At 40.5% G+C, this 18,210-nt stretch carries 17 protein-coding genes; 12 read left to right on the top strand and 5 right to left on the bottom strand.

From position 1 onward, the window contains the following. The first annotated feature begins 11 nt into the window (after window positions 1-11). Together AC570I_RS04480 and AC570I_RS04475 are read left to right on the top strand one after the other, a co-directional pair. A complete protein-coding gene (locus AC570I_RS04480) occupies window positions 12-749 on the top strand; it encodes a DUF2971 domain-containing protein (protein ID WP_497404535.1) in 738 nt (245 codons plus the stop codon). Window positions 750-758: 9 nt separating this feature from the next. Then, a complete protein-coding gene (locus AC570I_RS04475) occupies window positions 759-1,673 on the top strand; it encodes a DUF5677 domain-containing protein (protein ID WP_497404534.1) in 915 nt (304 codons plus the stop codon). A gap of 120 nt (window positions 1,674-1,793) precedes the next feature. Here the strand turns inward: AC570I_RS04475 and AC570I_RS04470 are convergent, their stop codons facing one another. After that, window positions 1,794-3,800 carry an FUSC family membrane protein gene (locus tag AC570I_RS04470; protein WP_497404533.1) on the bottom strand — a complete coding sequence of 669 codons (2,007 nt, stop codon included), beginning with the start codon at window positions 3,798-3,800 and terminating at the stop codon, window positions 1,794-1,796. 387 nt (window positions 3,801-4,187) lie between these two features. Here AC570I_RS04470 and AC570I_RS04465 point away from each other — a divergent pair, with 387 nt between their 5' ends. Both AC570I_RS04465 and AC570I_RS04460 read left to right on the top strand, forming a co-directional pair. Then, window positions 4,188-4,541 carry a hypothetical protein gene (locus AC570I_RS04465; protein WP_497404532.1) on the top strand — a complete coding sequence of 118 codons (354 nt, stop codon included), beginning with the start codon at window positions 4,188-4,190 and terminating at the stop codon, window positions 4,539-4,541. Window positions 4,542-4,640: 99 nt separating this feature from the next. Beyond that, window positions 4,641-5,780 carry a M48 family metalloprotease gene (locus tag AC570I_RS04460; RefSeq protein WP_497404531.1) on the top strand — a complete coding sequence of 380 codons (1,140 nt, stop codon included), beginning with the start codon at window positions 4,641-4,643 and terminating at the stop codon, window positions 5,778-5,780. Between the two features lie 8 nt (window positions 5,781-5,788). Here AC570I_RS04460 and AC570I_RS04455 read toward each other — a convergent pair whose 3' ends face one another. Together AC570I_RS04455 and AC570I_RS04450 are read right to left on the bottom strand one after the other, a co-directional pair. After that, the gene (locus AC570I_RS04455) at window positions 5,789-6,235 is read right to left on the bottom strand and encodes a hypothetical protein (RefSeq protein ID WP_497404530.1); all 447 of its coding nucleotides are present in this window, start codon (window positions 6,233-6,235) and stop codon (window positions 5,789-5,791) included. Window positions 6,236-6,245: 10 nt separating this feature from the next. Beyond that, entirely contained in the window at window positions 6,246-7,025 is a 780-nt protein-coding gene (locus AC570I_RS04450) for a hypothetical protein (RefSeq protein ID WP_497404529.1), read from the bottom strand. Between AC570I_RS04450 and AC570I_RS04445 the strand changes: the two genes are divergently transcribed. Continuing rightward, window positions 6,997-8,007, top strand: a complete 1,011-nt coding sequence (locus AC570I_RS04445) for a phage exclusion protein Lit family protein (protein WP_497404528.1) — start codon at window positions 6,997-6,999, stop codon at window positions 8,005-8,007. The genes AC570I_RS04450 and AC570I_RS04445 overlap by 29 nt on opposite strands. A 10-nt stretch (window positions 8,008-8,017) precedes the next feature. Here the strand turns inward: AC570I_RS04445 and AC570I_RS04440 are convergent, their stop codons facing one another. Both AC570I_RS04440 and AC570I_RS04435 read right to left on the bottom strand, forming a co-directional pair. Then, a complete protein-coding gene (locus AC570I_RS04440; RefSeq protein WP_497404527.1) occupies window positions 8,018-8,797 on the bottom strand; it encodes a hypothetical protein in 780 nt (259 codons plus the stop codon). A 354-nt stretch (window positions 8,798-9,151) separates the two neighbouring features. Continuing rightward, window positions 9,152-9,613 carry an Lrp/AsnC family transcriptional regulator gene (locus tag AC570I_RS04435; protein ID WP_497404526.1) on the bottom strand — a complete coding sequence of 154 codons (462 nt, stop codon included), beginning with the start codon at window positions 9,611-9,613 and terminating at the stop codon, window positions 9,152-9,154. A gap of 456 nt (window positions 9,614-10,069) precedes the next feature. Here AC570I_RS04435 and AC570I_RS04430 point away from each other — a divergent pair, with 456 nt between their 5' ends. The 7 genes from AC570I_RS04430 to AC570I_RS04400 all read left to right on the top strand — a co-directional run bounded on the left by AC570I_RS04430 (window position 10,070) and on the right by AC570I_RS04400 (window position 18,183). Continuing rightward, complete coding sequence (locus AC570I_RS04430; RefSeq protein ID WP_497404525.1) at window positions 10,070-10,519, top strand: protein-disulfide reductase DsbD N-terminal domain-containing protein; 450 nt, start codon at window positions 10,070-10,072, stop codon at window positions 10,517-10,519. A 7-nt stretch (window positions 10,520-10,526) separates the two neighbouring features. After that, window positions 10,527-12,188 (top strand): protein-disulfide reductase DsbD family protein, encoded by a 1,662-nt coding sequence (locus tag AC570I_RS04425; protein ID WP_497404524.1) that lies wholly within the window; start codon window positions 10,527-10,529, stop codon window positions 12,186-12,188. Between the two features lie 129 nt (window positions 12,189-12,317). Continuing rightward, on the top strand, window positions 12,318-13,472 hold the full coding sequence (locus AC570I_RS04420; protein ID WP_497404523.1) for a cysteine desulfurase family protein: 1,155 nt from the start codon (window positions 12,318-12,320) through the stop codon (window positions 13,470-13,472). A gap of 2 nt (window positions 13,473-13,474) precedes the next feature. Then, window positions 13,475-14,278, top strand: a complete 804-nt coding sequence (locus AC570I_RS04415) for a sulfite exporter TauE/SafE family protein (RefSeq protein ID WP_497404522.1) — start codon at window positions 13,475-13,477, stop codon at window positions 14,276-14,278. A 23-nt stretch (window positions 14,279-14,301) separates the two neighbouring features. Then, window positions 14,302-15,672, top strand: a complete 1,371-nt coding sequence (locus tag AC570I_RS04410) for an MBL fold metallo-hydrolase (protein WP_497404521.1) — start codon at window positions 14,302-14,304, stop codon at window positions 15,670-15,672. Window positions 15,673-15,848: 176 nt separating this feature from the next. Next, complete coding sequence (locus AC570I_RS04405; protein ID WP_497404520.1) at window positions 15,849-16,424, top strand: RNA polymerase sigma factor; 576 nt, start codon at window positions 15,849-15,851, stop codon at window positions 16,422-16,424. Between the two features lie 622 nt (window positions 16,425-17,046). Then, the gene (locus AC570I_RS04400; protein WP_497404519.1) at window positions 17,047-18,183 is read left to right on the top strand and encodes a FecR family protein; all 1,137 of its coding nucleotides are present in this window, start codon (window positions 17,047-17,049) and stop codon (window positions 18,181-18,183) included. Window positions 18,184-18,210: the final 27 nt, after the last annotated feature.

The raw sequence follows: 18,210 nt of genomic DNA, 5'->3' as shown, positions 1-18,210 counted from the left end.
AATTTACTGGAATGAATAAATACTTGCTGACCAATATGGAGCAGCATCTAATGAATTTTAATAATGTATTTAATTTCAATGACCCCTTTGAGGGAGCATTTAGGTACAAAGCTTATTCCGATTATGATGAATTCAAGAATTTTTATCTCAAACATTTTTCGGGCAAACCAGATCTGTTGAAGCATTATTTTGAAAACCCTCAGGAGTTTGAAGCACTGATGAACAGGACAAATGTATGGAGATGGCAAAACAATGCAGTAAGTTGTTTTTCAACAATTGAAAATGAGTGCGACGTTTTGATGTGGTCACATTATGCCCGGTCTGAAAACGGAAACTACCATGAGGGAATTTGCCTGGTATTCGAAACGGATGAACTTGAATTCTTCCCACAGACACCCATAGATAATGGCGTAATGATCGGCTCGGTAAGCAAGCCATTAATGGTTAATTACACCGACATTTACTTAAGCAGTGATCCGCTAACCAGAGAACTCAATTCCCATACTTTTTTGACAACGAAGTTTACACCTTGGGCATACGAAAGGGAATATCGGTACATTGCGCCCAGATCAGGTCGATACCATTTTAAAAAAGAGGCCTTGAAAGAGGTCATATTTGGCGTGAGGTTATCCGAAACAGATCGCAGCGCGTTTAAGGAAATTTTTGATAAAAATTATATTAATGTTAAGCTAAGCATGATACAAATAAAATCAGATCATTTTGCTTTCGAAAAGATTGATTATCGATAATCCATAAAAATGACACTACCAATTGAAGGGTTACATCCTGTAAATCATCAAGCTCCAGATCGAATGCGGGTATTTGAGCATTATGCCGAAATGATTGAGGAACTTGTAAACTTTGGAACGCACATCCTTAGCTGGGATGTCGATATATCAAAAGGCAGTGATGAGCATATTCCTGTATTTTTAATATTCAGAAACATTTTAGAGAATTTAGATGCAGTATCAATTTTAATTAAACAATCATCAGTTCAGCCCTGTAAGAACTTGCTTCGGGTTATATTCGAATCATCTTTAAATCTGGAGTATTTGCTAGATGCAGATACTTTCAGGCGATCGCTTTCTTTTTTAGTCTGCAGCTACCACAAAGAATTGTCTTTCATAGATAAAATCACAGATGGCAGTGATGCCCATAAACAAATGTCGCAGAAGATCAAGGCAGATAAGCTCATGCCCACAGGTCTGCCTATTTCAGCGATTGCTGGAATTGATGCACAATCAAAATCAATTAAAGCCATCTTGGATCTACCATTGTATCAAGAAGCGGAAAACGAATATCGAAAATTAGTTGCCACGGGAAAAAAGAGGCCCGCCTGGTATCAATTTTTTGGAGGTCCTGCGAACCTAGAGCAGCTGGCTGCGAGACTTAATCGGCAAGGTATGTATGAGATTTTTTACCGCGCCTGGTCTGGATCTGTTCATGGACAAGCAGTTATCAAGGGCAATCTGATCAGAGGAGCTGATGCGGGTATTGTGCAGATACGAAACCCTAAAGACGTTCAAGAGGTAACATTACATGCACATAATCTTATTTTGATACTTTATCATCTCTTCCTTGAAAAGCGCTTGCCTCAAGAAATGCATAAGTTTAAATCCTGGTATAAATCCATCAATCAAAACTTGCTACAGCTGAGAGCTTTTGAAAGTTGATATCACCTACAAAAGGAAATCGTTATCTATATATGAAATTAAGGAATGGGATTCATTGGAGATTAGAATTTTCCATGGCATAATAAGGTCAGATGGAAAACTTTCCTAAATTGTTATTCATCAAGCTTTTATTCCAAATTTCTGCGACAAATAAAAAATCTGAAGAAGCTTATCTGCAGGTTCATCATTTTCTTTCATTGCTATTATATGTGTACCTGATAGTATAGGATTTCCTTCAAGGTTCTTTATAATGCTATCTGACAAGCTTGAATCCAAAGTCTCGTCCGAAAGGTAGATAGATGTAAGTAGCGCATTAATTTTATACAAAATCAGCTGCTTGTGGTAAAATATGTCTAGGCCTATTTTTTTTCTGAATGGCTCTTGAAATGCGGAATCTATTGCCTCAGATAAGCCAGCAATACTCAAATTGGCCTCTTTCCTGGAAAGCCTTATTATTGATGAGTCCTGAAAGGACTTATCCGCACAAAGTTCTTTAAGGTATTTTGTACTGGCGATGCTAGCAGTACGGACTTTATCTTCTAGCTGCCTGCTATCCCATATTGGAAAAATAAAGGAAGCGAGCACGGCTATAATACAGCCGATAATGGTAAACAGTAGCCGGTACTGAATGATAACATCATAATGTCCATGATAAACGCTTAAGCTTAAGATGACAGAAATCGTTATAAAAGCTACACTGAATGAATAACTTAACCTATTGAAACTGTAAAAACCCAAAAGACATATCACCGCAATGCCAAGTAAAACAGGATTGCTCTGGATAAAATAAACAATAGCAAATCCGATAATTATTCCCCACAGGCTTCCACTAATACGCTGCAGGTTCCTCTTCCAAGTGATCGTAAATTTGGGTCTGGCAACGAAAACTATTGTTAGGAATAACCAATAGGCATATCTGCTTAATGAAAATTGGTAAATGATTAAGAAGCCGAGAAGGAAACAGATGGCCAATCGAATAGAGAAGCGAAAAACTGGTGAGTTGAAATTTAAATGGCTCCATATGGAAGCACTTTTCCTGGTTAAAAAATTTTGGTAATTAAAATGATGCAGCTTATCCCCTGTTCTTTGAGTCTGATTAAATTCATTGTTACGGAGCATCAATAATATTTCGACAACTCTACAGGTATTATCGTTGAATGCATCCAAAATCTCTTGCTGATCGGCATCAAGGCGATCACTGGCGATTGATATTGCTTTTAGCTGGTTAAGGCTATCTTTTGGTTGCTTTAATTTTGCCGCAAAACGCCCAAGACAAATGGCTCCGGCAAAGGCTTCAAGGTCAAGGGCCAAGAGCTCGATCACTCTTTTCATCTCCTGAAGACTTTGTTTTCCTGCGAAAGACTTTCTCAACTTCGCGTAATCATAATGGACAGCGTTGAGTAATTCATATAAATCAATCAATAGAAAAGTTCGTCCTATGAACAGCTTTCCTTTTTTACTGCCCGGATGCATCGCAGATTCATCAGTCAATAATAAATTCCTTATGGTTTCATGATTAGCATTAACCTTGCCATGCAGCCGTATTACTTCCTTTTGCGAGGAGTCGAAAACCTGGTTTGCATCATAATTCTTGGCTTTAGCCTTTAAAAATTGTGCGCTGCTAACCAGACACTCAAATACGGCATGGTGCATGGAGCGGTATGGAAATATCCAGATCTGCACCAGACTATTTAAATAATACCAAATCCCGCCAAAGAGCATATAAATACTAAACAGAAACGGATGATCGGGATGCAAACCCATTACAAAAGTACAAACAACAATAGCCATTGTACCGATTATTGCCATTCTGTTTCCGTAAACTGCGCACATTGAGAAACTGAACGCAGCGATTACCATAAAAATAGCAGTCAGCACAAAACTATGCAGAACAGCTGACATGATGATTGTAGTTACGGAGAATATAACCAAGCCATACAAAGCTGTTTTAAATTTATTTAATCGGTTATCCGGAAAGTCAGTAAGGCTTATAAGCATCGCACCTACTCCCATCCCAACACCCAATTGTGGTTGGTTAAAAAAATAGAAGAGCATGATGGGCACTACAATGGTGAGTGTCGTGCGAAGCGCATCAGAAAAATATTCTCCAAGAAAAAAAAAGAGCACTGATGGAAGAAATGACTTTTTATTTAAATAACGCAAATGAATCTTTAATTATTTGTCAAAATTACATTTTAAACCCCAATAAATATCTATTTAACTAAAATGGTTGTATAAGAGGAACCAAATTCGAATATCTACAATTTAATAGAAATAAATTTACCGAAGAATATTATTCGATATCAAAAGTATCTCTTAAAATAGAATCAGCAAAATAGATCGGGTTGTATGGAATTTAGTTTCAATCCGGTTTGCCCAAGTAAATTAAAGGGTTTATTGCCATATATCAGGTATCAGACCTGCAGTCCATACCCCAAAGAAACCATCGCAATTATATAAGAACTTTTTAAAAAAACTTTAATAAAAATCATAATGAAGTTTTATTTTGGCCCTATGAATTTGCCAATAAATTACCTCAGATACCTCAGGGGTGAGCGATATGCCTACCTGGAATTAAAATGTAATACCGAAACAACAATCTCAAAATTCGTCAATGCGGTCATTTGGGTAAGTATTGATATTGAGAATCAAAAACATATCACAAAACTGCATCTTCGTTCGCTTGACTCTTCCGGAGCAATTGAGGAACGTTACTTTGAAGAAGGTTATTTGAAATACAATGAACATGAGGGAATTTATATAGAAAAATTCAACTTTGCCCAGTACCAGTTGGCCAATCTAGCAGTTGAAGCCATTCCTACCAGTTGGTCAACTGAACTTGGATATTTTTTATCTGTATCAATCTGAAAAGATCACAAGGCTAAGGCTGAATTTCTTCAACTATTTCGTACATCATGATGCAGAATATCTATGTTTACAAATATTCGTGTATGTCAAACAGGAGTTATGGTAACCGAAGAGATTAAAAATATATTAAAACTAAATTTTCTTAAAGAATTTGATCTTTTGTCTATTGAACCTAATAGCAGAGGATTGATGGAAAATTATCTTAATAAGGCAAAACTACTTATGGATCATTTTGCCATTCAGAATGGTAACAAGATAGTCCCAAATATTACCATATGTGCAACTTCTAGCATATCCATCGAAGGCTTTGTATGCAGGCTACAGGAAAAAAACCACTACTTAATTGCTTTAAGTTATGGTTTATTTGCTAACCTATATGCCTGTTATGCAGGATTGCTGGCACATCCTGAAATTCTACCTGGTGTAGGAATTAATCCCCATAATACCAAATGCATTTATAACAGAGCAGATAATGGGCTAATAGACTTTACTTTTCATAATAAGGCTGTAAAAGCACATACACCTTTTGATCAGGGCTTCCCAATCTGGAATTATCCTAAAGACGAAGACAGGCTGTTATATGTAACAATGCTTTGCGACATCGCATTTGAATATATTCTCTATCATGAGTGGGGACATATATTAGGCGGCCATGTTGACTATATGCGCAGCACCTATGGTGTGGATGAAATTGCAGAGTTAGCCGATAAACCCACTGATCTAATTTCCGGAGAGCTGATCATGGGTGAGCCAATCCGTAAAGCCATGGAATTTGAAGCCGATTCAATCGCGGCCGCTCTGATATGCGGTTTGCCTACGGCGCTTAAGAAAGATAAAAGAACTTTTTTCCAGGCCTATCCGGAATCCTTTATTGAGAAATATGATAGCCGTGATGCTGTTTTATTTTCCATAATGACCCTTTTTCATCTTTTCCAGGAAATACGCAATCAAAATAATATGGGTCTGAGCAAAATATATCCCCTGCCTTATTTTCGTTTTTGCAGTCTGTTATGGGGCATGTATGAATCGGGTGATGCTGAGACACTGGAAATATGGGAAGAATATGGCTTTACAGGCGTTAGAGATTTCGCAAAAGTATCTCAAATACTAGATTTTGATTTACTCTTTAGCGAACATATTTACGATGGCGAACGATCCAGGCAAGAAATCATAAAACTGGATGAAATGCTTATCGCTTTAAAACAACATTTAAAAGCATTCAGACTGAATGAGCCATGAGCCACCCTTTAACTTTTAAATCGTATTGCCCATTGAAAACTACCAAATATTTGCTGGACAATTTGTTCGGCCCGCTGCAAATCTTTTACCACTAAAGGTAGGTCATCAATTGTATCCTGATGGCGGCCGGCACTGAAACCGATGCGTCCCCATGCAGCTTCTGCCATCTCTGCATATCTTTCCACTAAATCCCCTGCAAACTGAGCCGGATATTTATCCTGGTTTACCATAAGTGTTCCAAGAAATGCCATCAGGTAGGTGATTCTTGTAATGGCTGCCGGATGAGTACCTGCAGTTTTGATAATAAACTGTTGTTGCCCCAGCAAGAGAAACACCAGATAAACCGCATATAAAATTCTCCCATAGATTTCGGCTTTGTCCCTGCATTTAAAGTAATGCATAAACTTATCCCGCTGCTTTGGACTTCCAATTGCATAACTATATAAAAGAGCCATTCCAATTTTATCAGCCTGTATTTCCCAAGATTGACTTAACCAGCTCCCCGGAGTTCTCTTCCCATTCTGTGCTGCAAATCCAAGTTCTGAAAATTCTGAAAATGCTTTTTCCTATAATATCTGTATGCCCACTGACCAGATGTCCAATCTCGTGAGCAACGCAAAAAGCAATAGCCATTTCAGCCATTTTAGTAGACATTACCCGCTGCCAACGTTCAACAGGAATTGTATCTTTTAGGAGTTCGTTAATTTCATCGATCAACCTCGATCTGTTGAATTCACTTTTCATGAGCAGGTCCGGAAAAATGTATTCTGCCCCTTCGATATCACTTTCCTCATCGGCTTTATGGATATCTTGCAAACTTTGCGTTAAAGGGTTGGTTAACGAAAAAAGGTTCTGAAAAAGTGTCTGCAACAATGTTGGCAATGCAGCGGAAATACCGATAAAATAATAACCATCCTGTTGAACGGCAAAGGCCTGAAACTGATGGTGTGCTATGTATTCAATCACGCATTTTTCTGCCAGTTCGCTCTCTCCTATTTTTTTGCAATAACTTTTAAGCATTTCATAACCGATCTCATGCGGTACGAGGTAAAGCCCTCGTACAGATTCATCCAGCAGCTCATAATCAAAGATCTCATGCCCCTTGTTAAGACAATACCGCTCCAAAGCTTTTCCTGCTGCGATGCTGGTATATTTTGATGATATGGTATTCAGCCCTTTCATTGTCGTAATCCAAATATTATCATTTAATTCGTAAATGCAAGAAGAAGATATTATTGAAGCCATTGAAGAGCGGTTTAAAGCCATTGCTTCAGCAGTTGCCTACGCTGTGCCAAACGAAGCGAAGGGCTGGGCAAATTCCTTAAAATTAGAATGGCGGGAAGGGAACGATATAAATGCAGCGGCTTTGTTCACACAAGAGAATAGTGGCATTATCCTAACCAGGGGAATTGCAAATAAAATGTGGTATTGTTTTCAGGCAGTTATGTTAAATCCCCTTTTTGTTACAGACCTCCATCCTTTGACAAGTCAGGGCAGTGATAGCCTCAAGCACATCAACGGAATTATGAAATCTGTAATTGAACAGGACCAGAAAAGCAGAGTGTCCATTCAGCAACTAGAAAGTTTTAGCGAAAACAATCCTGAGCGGGCACTTCATGGGGTCAGCATGTTTTGCAAAGCCGTAGATTTTTTGTTCATGCACGAGATCCATCATTTTTGGTGTGGTCATATTTATTACTTCAAAAATGAAGTTGATCGTATGAAATCATCAATTTTGTATCCTCCAACGGATCTTCGCCGCAGTCTGGAAATTCACGCAGACAAATATGCCGTAAACCGTATTTTCAGTCTATATGAATTGATGCCGGGTGATGATCCCATTGTATTTTGCTGTGACTGGTTACTTTCTCTATCAGTTCTGTTTATTATACTCAGTCCTAGCCCACGCGATTATGAACTATGGAATGTTGTGGAGTATCCTCATCCCCATCTCCGCTTTAGTGCGCTGGCCATGACGACCTATCAGGTGTTTAGAAAAAATTTTAATATCACAGAAAATGATTGGGACCTTATACTAAAAAGGTGGATGCTGAACTTATCTTATATAGAAGTGTTGAGTAAAGGGTTCATCATTCCTCCTTTCGCTGATGCAATAGCCTTTGAAGAACTGGTCATTAAAGAGATTACCCGATATGAACAGATTATCGCTCACTATAATGAAGGTTTCGAATTAGCTAGAATGGAAATGTGTAAAAGCTTCAATTAGTAAGCTGGACTTATTCAATCTCGGCCAGTTCAAAGAAATCATCGAAAGCACCATCATTTTCTTTAACCTTCTGCTTCAACTGCTGCATACTTTCTGTATTTTCCGTAAACCCGAAACCAGGTCCGCTGAAAATTTTACGTCTGATTTTTGAAACTTTTAGTAATGGTACAAGCCCTTTTTCAGCGACTACCTGCAGGCCTAGAGATACCGCATTATGAACACCCAGCCTCAATTCCGCATTTGCCAGATCTATACTTTCGACATCAGTTTTTGCCTCGAGTTTTACGGAACTTTCAGAATCTATAGATCCTATGATGATGGATGAGTCAGCTTTGATGCACGAGGTAACCACAACCCAATTATCATCCCATTGATCATTCGCAAACAACTCAAGAATTCTTTTACTTAGTGAAATCTGATCTTCTATTTCTTCCACTTCAATTCCGGCAAGATTAAAAAAGAATGAATTACTGTGCTTAAAGGATATATCAATTCCAGCGTTGAGCAGATCAGACTCTCCCTTAGCCAACAGCTGAACAGTTGTATTTTTAGCTGTACTAAAGTTCATGTGATTACTGATGCTACCTACTGCACCAACTGCCCTGCTGGTTCTTTGCTTGAAAGTGATATTGAAAAGTGAATTTATAGAATCCTTTCGGTTAAAAATAAAATCTTGATCCAAAACACCGATGTCGCCTAATAAAATTTTATTGAACGGAGAATAATTGGCATAGAGTCTGAAATGTTTATAAACCTGTTTAGCGTAGCTTAATGCAAAATCACTCATCATAAGAGATATTTATAAGAAATTAGTCTGAATTACTTTCAGGAAAGTTAAGCATATTTATTTCAATCTATGGGCATTACCTTACTGGCTTTCAAAATTTTAATTTGTAGGTTTCTATTACCATATCCACCTGCTCGAGGCTGGCAGCAAAGGCCAGCCGGAATGCTAAAGCTAAAGTTTTTAGAGCTGTTCCGCTGTAAGTAGATTCAGTAGCGGAACAATTCGTTATCATTTGAAATTTTACCTTCCAAATTTATTTACCGAGCTAGACATCAGAATCTTCCATCATAGCCAATTTCAATTATGCTCATCAAAATCTTGCAAGTAATTTTTGGTCTCTATAGATATCGAAACATATTATATTGGATACGCTGTTTCGCTTTTCGTCTCGGAAAGTACAAAGAAACTCTGCACCGTTGTAATATTGGGAAGTCTTGCAAGTTTGTGCCTGTAAAAATCATGGTAGGCATCCATATCGCGGGTGGCAATACGCAATACAAAGTCAAAAGTGCCAGTCATCTGAAAACATTCCATCACCTCAGGAAACTTCACTACCTCCTCCTCAAATCCTCGCAGGGTATCAGCCGCGTGGTCATTGAGCAATACCTGACTGAAAGCGATCAGATTGCACTCAATTTTTCGCCTGTCCAGAATCATCACAGTCTTTTTGATATAGCCCAGCTTCTTCAGCCGGCGGATACGCTCATTTATAGTGGCAACAGACTTATACAATTGATCGGATAACTCCTTATGGGTGATGCTGGCATCCCGCTGTAACATTCTCAACAATTCTTTGTCCGTTTGGTCTAACTCAATCATCTGTAAATTCTTAAAGGATGTGGCCGAGTGCGGTAATCATCTCAGAAAATGACACCTATAAATGCAGTCAGTCAAAGGCCCAAAACTAAACATTTTCAACTGACAATTATCTTGCTTACATAAAACTTAACATTTTTTAGTATTTGAAATCCTAAGAGCTTAAGATATCGTCAAAACCCTACTGACTTTATAGACCACTAATATTCAAAATGTTAACAGGAATAATCAGAAAAAATAACATATGGATATAATCCATATCCTGTTTGTTATAAAAAATTAACCAACTGTAAATATCAAGACTAAAAAAAGAACAATGAGTCACGGCATTCTGGGCTAAATTCTGTAAAAAAAACACCTAAAACTTGCTTTGACCATAAAAGGAATTGAATAATGGCATACCATTGATTCAAAACGCGGTTTTGATGACATTTACACCAAAATCAACAAACAACCACAATGAAAAAATTACTGATCGCCATTGCTTTGCTAACCCTTTCCTATCAGGGCGCAAAAAGCCAGATTCTTAAACCAGTTACCTGGTCGTACGCGGCTAAAAAAACAAGCGCAACAACTGCAACGCTTTACATCAAAGCAACCGTTGATGAAGGCTGGCACCTGTACTCACAATTCGTTAAAGACGGCGGACCGGTAAAAACCACTTTCACTTTTCCTGCCGGAAAAGGATATTCGCTAACGGGAAAAACCATTGAACCAAAACCGATTACCAGGTTCGAATCTACATTCGGAATGGATGTAAGCTATTTTGAAAAATCGGTCATCTTTCAGCAAAAAGTGAAGCTGGTTGCAAAAAATGCGACGGTTAAAGGCAAAGTTGAATTTATGGTGTGTAACGATAAACAATGTCTTCCGCCTGAAGAAATTGAATTCAGCATCGCTGTAAAATAATAGCATCATGATGAACACATTTAAAGTCTTATTTTTAGGGCTACTGCTATCCTGTGCCCTATGCACAAGCGGATACGCGCAAGACAGCCCCGCAACGGATGATCTTGTTTTTACTGAAATCAGCCCTTTAGCTCAAGACACGGTTTCGAAAACAACAGATACTACGGCGGCCATAGTTAAAACTGCGGCAAAAGCAGATCAGGTTCAAAATACAGCGAAGCCACAGGAACAAACACTCTGGGGCATATTCTTAGCCGGATTTGTAGGCGGTCTTGCTGCCTTATTGATGCCCTGCATCTTCCCGATGTTACCCTTAACGGTTAGTTTTTTCACCAAAGGGGCAGAAAAAGGGAAAGCTTTTGGAAAGGCCGCCCTTTACGGCTTTTTTATTATTCTGATTTATGTGGTTCTCGGCCTGCTGGTAACCGTGGTTTTCGGTGCCGATGCGCTGAATAGTTTATCTACAAACGGAATATTCAACTTTTTCTTCTTCCTGCTACTGGTCACCTTTGCAGCTTCATTTTTCGGTGCCTTTGAATTGACGCTTCCATCCTCATGGGCCAATAAAATGGACAGCAATGCAGACAAAGGAGGGGTTGCCGGTTTATTTTTTATGGCAGGCACGCTTGCCCTGGTTTCATTCTCCTGCACAGGACCCATCATCGGAACCTTACTCGTTCAGGCGGCTACAACCGGAGCCCTTTTAGGCCCGGCCATCGGGATGTTCGGCTTTTCGTTTGCACTTGCTATTCCTTTTGCCTTATTCGCACTCTTTCCATCGGCGATGAATAAACTACCGAAATCTGGTGGCTGGCTAAACAGTGTAAAAGTGGTCCTGGGTTTTCTGGAACTGGCTTTTGCTTTAAAATTCCTAAGCAATGTCGACCTGGCTTATCATTGGGAATGGTTCGACAGGGAAATTTTCCTTGCACTGTGGATCATCATCTTCGGCATGATGGGCGCCTACCTGCTGGGTAAGCTTAAATTCTCACACGATAGTCCGGTCAACTATATATCTGTACCGCGGTTATTTATGGCTACCATTGTCCTTGCCTTTACCATGTACCTGATCCCTGGTTTATGGGGTGCGCCCTTGAAATCGGTGTCCGCCTTTCTGCCCCCTCAGGATACACAGGACTTTGATCTGTACACCAGCAGTTTAATTGGAGGATCACCTGCCCTGAAAACAGCATCAGGCGGCCAGCATAAATATGCAGACAAGTTTCATGCACCGCTAAAACTGGATGCGTACTTTGATTACAATGAGGCACTGGAAGCAGCGAAAAAACAACATAAACCACTGTTAGTCGATTTCACCGGACATGCCTGCGTGAACTGCCGGAAAATGGAAGCCAATGTATGGCCGGATAAGGAAGTCTATAAAATGATCAGTCAGGATTATATACTGGTACAGCTCTATGTAGATGATAAAAGCGAACTGGCACCTGAAGATGTGATGACCACACCTGAAGGAAAAACACTAAGCACCATCGGTAAAAAGTGGAGTGACTTACAGGCACGGAAATTCCAGTCGAACTCACAACCTTTTTATGTGTTGCTCGATCCGGCAACGGAAACTTTATTAACGCCTCCGCAAGGAGCAGACTATGAAGTAGCCAATTACAAAAAATTCCTGGAGACCGGCCTTACCGCCTTCCAAACAAGATAAAAGCAGGTGTTTAGAAGTATTCGCCTAGTTTTAGTTAGTGATGAACAGAGGGCATTGCTGGATGGCGTGCCCTTGTTTTTAATGTTTGCGCTATCCTGTTAAAAATTCAATATAAAACATCAAATTACAATGAACGAGATCGTATATTTAGATAATGCTGCTACCACATCACTTGATCCTGCGGTATTACAGGCGATGCTGCCTTTCCTGACGGAGCACTATGGCAACCCGTCTTCTTCTTACAGTATAGGAAGGCAAAGTAAAACGGCTATAGAGGCTTCCAGAAAAAAGGTGGCAGATCTGCTGGGTGTTAAAAGCACCTCCATCTATTTTACCAGTGGCGGTACCGAAAGCAACAACACTGCAATCGCAACGGCGGTAAAAACACTGGGCTGTACGCATATCATCACCTCTCCTATTGAGCACCATGCGGTATTGAATGCGGTAGAACATTATTGTTCAGACAGGGGAATCACCTCTTCATTCGTAAAACTGAATGAATATGGAGAAGTGGATTATAACGATCTTGAAATACAACTAAATAACAAAAAAAAAGCGGGTATTAAATGCCTGGTTAGCCTGATGCATGCCAACAACGAGATTGGCACCTTGCTTGATCTTAAACAGGCAGGTGAAATATGTAACCGTTATGGTGCCATCTTCCATTCAGATTGTGTGCAAACCATCGGCCATTACCCCTTACAACTGGCAGAATATGGTGTTCATTTCGCTTCAGCCTCAGGACATAAATTTCACGGACCAAAAGGCACGGGGATATTATACGTAAGCGCCGGCACCAAAGTAACCCCACTCATCCATGGCGGTGGGCAGGAAAGAAAAGTACGGGCAGGAACGGAAAACGTTCATGGTATGATCGGTTTCGCTAAAGCACTTGAGCTGGCACATGAAAACTACCTGGCCGATCAGCTATACATCAGCACCCTTAACAAAACGATGCGGGATGGCTTACTGCAGTTATCTTCGGATATTAGCTTTAATAACAATGACAATGCACTATATACCGTGCTGAGCGTTAACTTTCCGGGCAATATGGACACCGATTTATTGCTGGCGATGTTAGACCAGGCGGGCATATGCGCCTCTGGTAGAAGTGCCTGCAGCAGTGGCGATGATCACGGCAGCCATGTGATGAGTGCATTGGGTAAAAAGCACGCCGGCGCAACACTGCGTTTTTCTTTCAGTAAACAAACGCGGATGGAAGATATCGATATTGCGCTGAGCACACTGGCGGGCATCCTTAAATATCCCCTATCACTGGCATAAGCATGCAGGTAATCGGATATTTATCCACTTTATTAATCGGATTGTCGCTGGGGCTGATGGGTGCCGGGGGCAGTATCCTTACCGTTCCGGTGCTGGTGTATTTTTTCAGACTGGAGCCCGCCTCTGCTGTAAGGTACTCGCTCTTTATCGTGGGCTCCACCAGTTCCATATCCAGCATCGCGAAGTTTAAGCAAGGAGAAGTATTGTTTAAAAAGGGGATTATTTTTGCGTCCATATCTACCTCGATGGTCTGGCTGATCAGAAGCTTTATTATCCCTAAAATACCAGCAGTACTTTTCAACCGGCAAGGAATCACCTTAACTTTTGGAACACTGAGCATGATCATTTTCTCCCTGCTCATGATGATGGCCGCCAGAACGATGATGCAGGTAAGGAATGAATGTGATGACAGGCGCGTAGAAAAAACGAATTCATTAACAGTCTTAACCGGATGTGCTGTGGCAACGGGTATCCTCACAGGCTTTCTCGGTGCAGGTGGAGGCTTTCTGATTGTACCGGCTTTAACCCTGTTTTTTGATCTTGACATCAAAAAGGCGGTAGGCACCTCATTGTTTATCATCTCCCTGAATACCTTATCAGGTTTTTTAACCGATCTTGGTTTGCAGGAAATGAACTGGACATTCCTTTTCTTAACTACCGCGCTGGCCATTACTGGTGCTGTGGCGGGGCAGCGAATTTCCCATTTGTTCAATACCAGGCAGCTCAGGCTTTGCTTCGGCTGGTTTATACTGATACTGGCCATTGTCATTCTTGCCGTGCAGGCCGGCGAGCTCAGCAATCTATAATTTTATTCCAATAAAAAAACCACATGAAAATAAAACAGCTTTACGAGAAATGTCTTTCACAAGCCTCCTATTATATCGAACATCATGGTGAAGCTGTGGTGATTGATCCGCTCAGGGATATCGATGCTTATCTTGAGCTGGCGCAGCAGGATCAGGCGCGCATTACTTTCATTATGGAAACGCATTTCCATGCTGATTTCGTGAGCGGACATCTGGAACTTGCGGCAAAAACCGGTGCCACCATTGTATTGGGACCGGGTGCAAAAACAGCCTACCCAAGCTATAACGGCGCAGATGGCGAAAACTTTTCCATTGGCGGAGCAACGCTGAAACTTTTACATACCCCTGGGCATACCCTGGAAAGTTCCTGTTTCCTGCTCCTGGATGAGCAAGGAATGGAACAGGCCATCTTTACCGGAGACACTTTATTTCTCGGCGACGTAGGCAGACCCGACCTTGCGCAGTCGCCTGACCTGGATATCAGTCAGGAAGACCTGGCAGGCATGCTTTACGATTCCCTTAGAAATAAAATACTTCCATTACCCGATCATACCGTTATTTACCCCGGCCACGGCGCAGGGAGTGCCTGCGGCAAAAACATGAGTAGCGAGACCGTTGGCGACCTGGGCACACAGCGCCTGAGCAATTATGCCCTGGCTGCAGATCTTTCACGTAAAGATTTCATCAGCGGACTATGTGGCAACCTTGCGGCCCCGCCCGCCTATTTTCCCATGAATGTTGAATTGAATATCAAAGGCTATCCCCTGCTTGATCATGTGCTTCACCAGGCCGTAAAGGGATTTAGTGCATTATCTTTCAAAACACGTCTAAGAGTACCGGGAACCCTGGTGCTGGATACCAGAAAAGCTGATCTGTTTGCTTCGGCACATATACCCGGATCAGTGAATATCGGCATTGACGGCAGTTTTGCCCCATGGGTAGGCGCACTGATCCCCATCCATCAGGAACGTATACTGATTATTGCTGAAGCCGGTCGGGAAACTGAGGTCATCAGGCGGTTGGCCAGAATTGGCTATCATCAGTGTGAGGGCTTTTTATTGGGTGGTTTTGAGGAGTGGGTATATAGTGGAAATTCGATAGAAACGGTTGAAAATATCAACGCAGAAGCCTTTAATCATTTAATTCCGGGGGGCAGGCATCAGATAATTGATGTACGTGCAAAATCAGAATATGACCAGGGACATGCTCCCGGCGCATTGAACCTTCCGCTTGACCAGATTGCTCAGGCGGCGGAAGCACTTGAGAAAAACACAGAATACCTGGTGTATTGTGCAGGCGGTTATCGCTCAATGATCTTTATCTCCATGCTTAAAGCAAAAGGGATCATTAAACTAAGTAATGTATCAGGTGGTTACAATGCTATGCTTTGCTGACGATGCACCGGAATAATAAATCAACAATACAAATGATGCTCCATGTTCATCATCCTAGTCAACAGCAACTTCAGGCTGAATTGCATATTGGGGAGATTAGTTATATCGAACTTCGACAAAATCCTATATTTTGCTTACATTGGCGATATTAATTCAAGGTGATCCCCAAATATCAAATGTCAGTACCGTTTAATATGCATGATGATGATCTTTTAGCTGCTTTTCAAGCCGGTGATCATCGCGCCTATCAACATATTTACGAGCGGTACTGGCAGGTGTTGTTCAGGTTTTCCCGAAAAATGCTCCAGGACGAAACTTTTGCCAAAGATGTGGTACAAGAAGTTTTTACGGCATTATGGGCAAAAAAAGGTAGCCGTAATATTTCTCCACCATTAGCGGCTTATCTATTTACTTTGACCAGGAGCCGAATACTTGATTTGGTCAAAAGATCGAAGGTAAGTAATAAATATCTGGAATCTTTACACCATTTTATTCAAATCAACGAAAATATTCCTGACAGTCTATATATACAAAAAGAACTTTACGACCAAATAGAAAAAGAAATCCAGCATTTGCCCGAGAAAATGCGAATTGTTTTTGAGATGAGCCGAAAGCAATATAAATCTAACCAGGAAATCGCCGACGAGCTTTCTATTTCCAACAAAACGGTAAAAAATCAGTTAAGTACCGCTTTAAAGATTCTTCGAAACAGACTCGGAGACTCAATTAAAATATACCTGATCATCTTTTAAATTTCCCATATCGATGCGCTCTCCTTTCGGTCTTTAGGGTAGATTTTCTCTGAACATGACAATCGAGGGGTTGGCAACAAAACAGCGCAATATTTTTTTAATCGGACGGAAAGGCTAGGCAGTTGAAATAACCATTGCCAACAACTCCAGCATAAAGCCTTAGCGATCAAAAAGGATATAACTTCATATTTCAAAATTGTATTTAAATCGCAGAAATTTCACCAATAGAATCTTTTATGCTTTTAAATCTTAAAATCACTACGCATATATACCAATAGGCAAGATTTCTTAATGCTAGTTCATTGATAATAAAACCACGACTGCGCCTTATCATCAGAATGTTGATTAATAAAATCTCCGAAACTAACGTATTATACTAATCGATCTCCAAAAGAACCAACAAAAGGAACCTAGTAGACTATCCATTCGAGTGAAAACCTATAAATCGATGATATTTTTAGTCAAAATCACGGAAAAGAAGCTTATAGCCCAAAAAAAAGGCGAGTTACACAAGAAGAGCACAATAGTTTTCAATACTGAAATATTTTTTTCAGTTTTTTTTCAGTTACATCTGGGACTTTCGGTCCACTTAGTCGTTATGCCTATATAAATCAAACAGGATATGGAAGAAAAGTCATTCGAATACGCAAAGAATCTGCTCGACCGATATAATGAAGGGAACTGTACAGACGAAGAAATACGTTTGGTTGAAGCTTGGTTTAATTATCAAGCGCAAGCGAATGAAGATCTTGATGAGCCAGAAGAGCTTGATCTGATTGGCCAGGAAATATGGGCATCAGTTCAGGACACAGTCAAAATTAAAAAGCGTAGTATTTGGCCACGTGTAGCAGCGGCAGCCGCTGTGATATTTGCTTTAGCATTTATTTTCAAATTCTACAATCATCCAGCATCAATACAGCCACAATTAACCAAAAGTAAAACCGAAACAATTTCGCCCGGAACTTTTGGTGCAACACTGACTTTAGCCAGTGGTAAAAAGGTCAACTTGAGTGAGCTTGACAAAGGTATTTTCGCACAGGAAGCTGGTTTAACAATTAGCAAGACTGCACAAGGGGAATTGGTTTATCAAGTAAAGAATGAGCCTTCGAATACTGTTGCAAACAATACACTGTCTACAGCTAAGGGTGAAACATTTAAAGTAAACCTTCCTGATGGTTCATCTGTCTGGCTTAACGCAGCCTCGAGTTTAACTTATTCAACGAATCTCGCTAATGAATCTATACGGTCTGTGACCCTTAATGGGGAAGCTTATTTCAAGGTATCACATGATGTTAAACATCCCTTTGTGGTCAAAACTGCCGGACAGGAGATACGGGTGTTGGGGACGGAGTTTAACGTGAGCTCTTACTCAAACGATGCTGCTGAAACCACCACACTCTTAAATGGAAAAATCATGATGAAAACAGATGCTCAACAGATCATACTGGCACCGGGAGAAAAAGGTGTAGTAAGTAATGGGGCGATTCAAAAATCATTGGCGGATACAGATGTGGCCACTGGCTGGAAGAACAACGAATTTGTTTTTAGAAGCCAGGATATCAAGTCTATTTTTAAATTAATTGCCAGATGGTATGATGTCGATATTTCTTACCAAGGAGAAATCCCTCAGGAGCAAATCAGCGGCAGCATTTCCCGGTTCGCAGACATCCGCAGCGTAATAAATATCCTTCAGGCGACTGGCGCAGTTAAGATCAAGATTGAAGGCAACAAGATTATCGTCTCTGACAACCACAAATAGCGCAAACAAACGATTAAAAAGAATAAA

The sequence above is a fragment of the Pedobacter sp. A2324 genome, from assembly GCF_059693705.1.
Note: the sequence above shows the minus strand (reverse complement) of the source record. Positions and strands in the feature narration are given on the sequence as shown.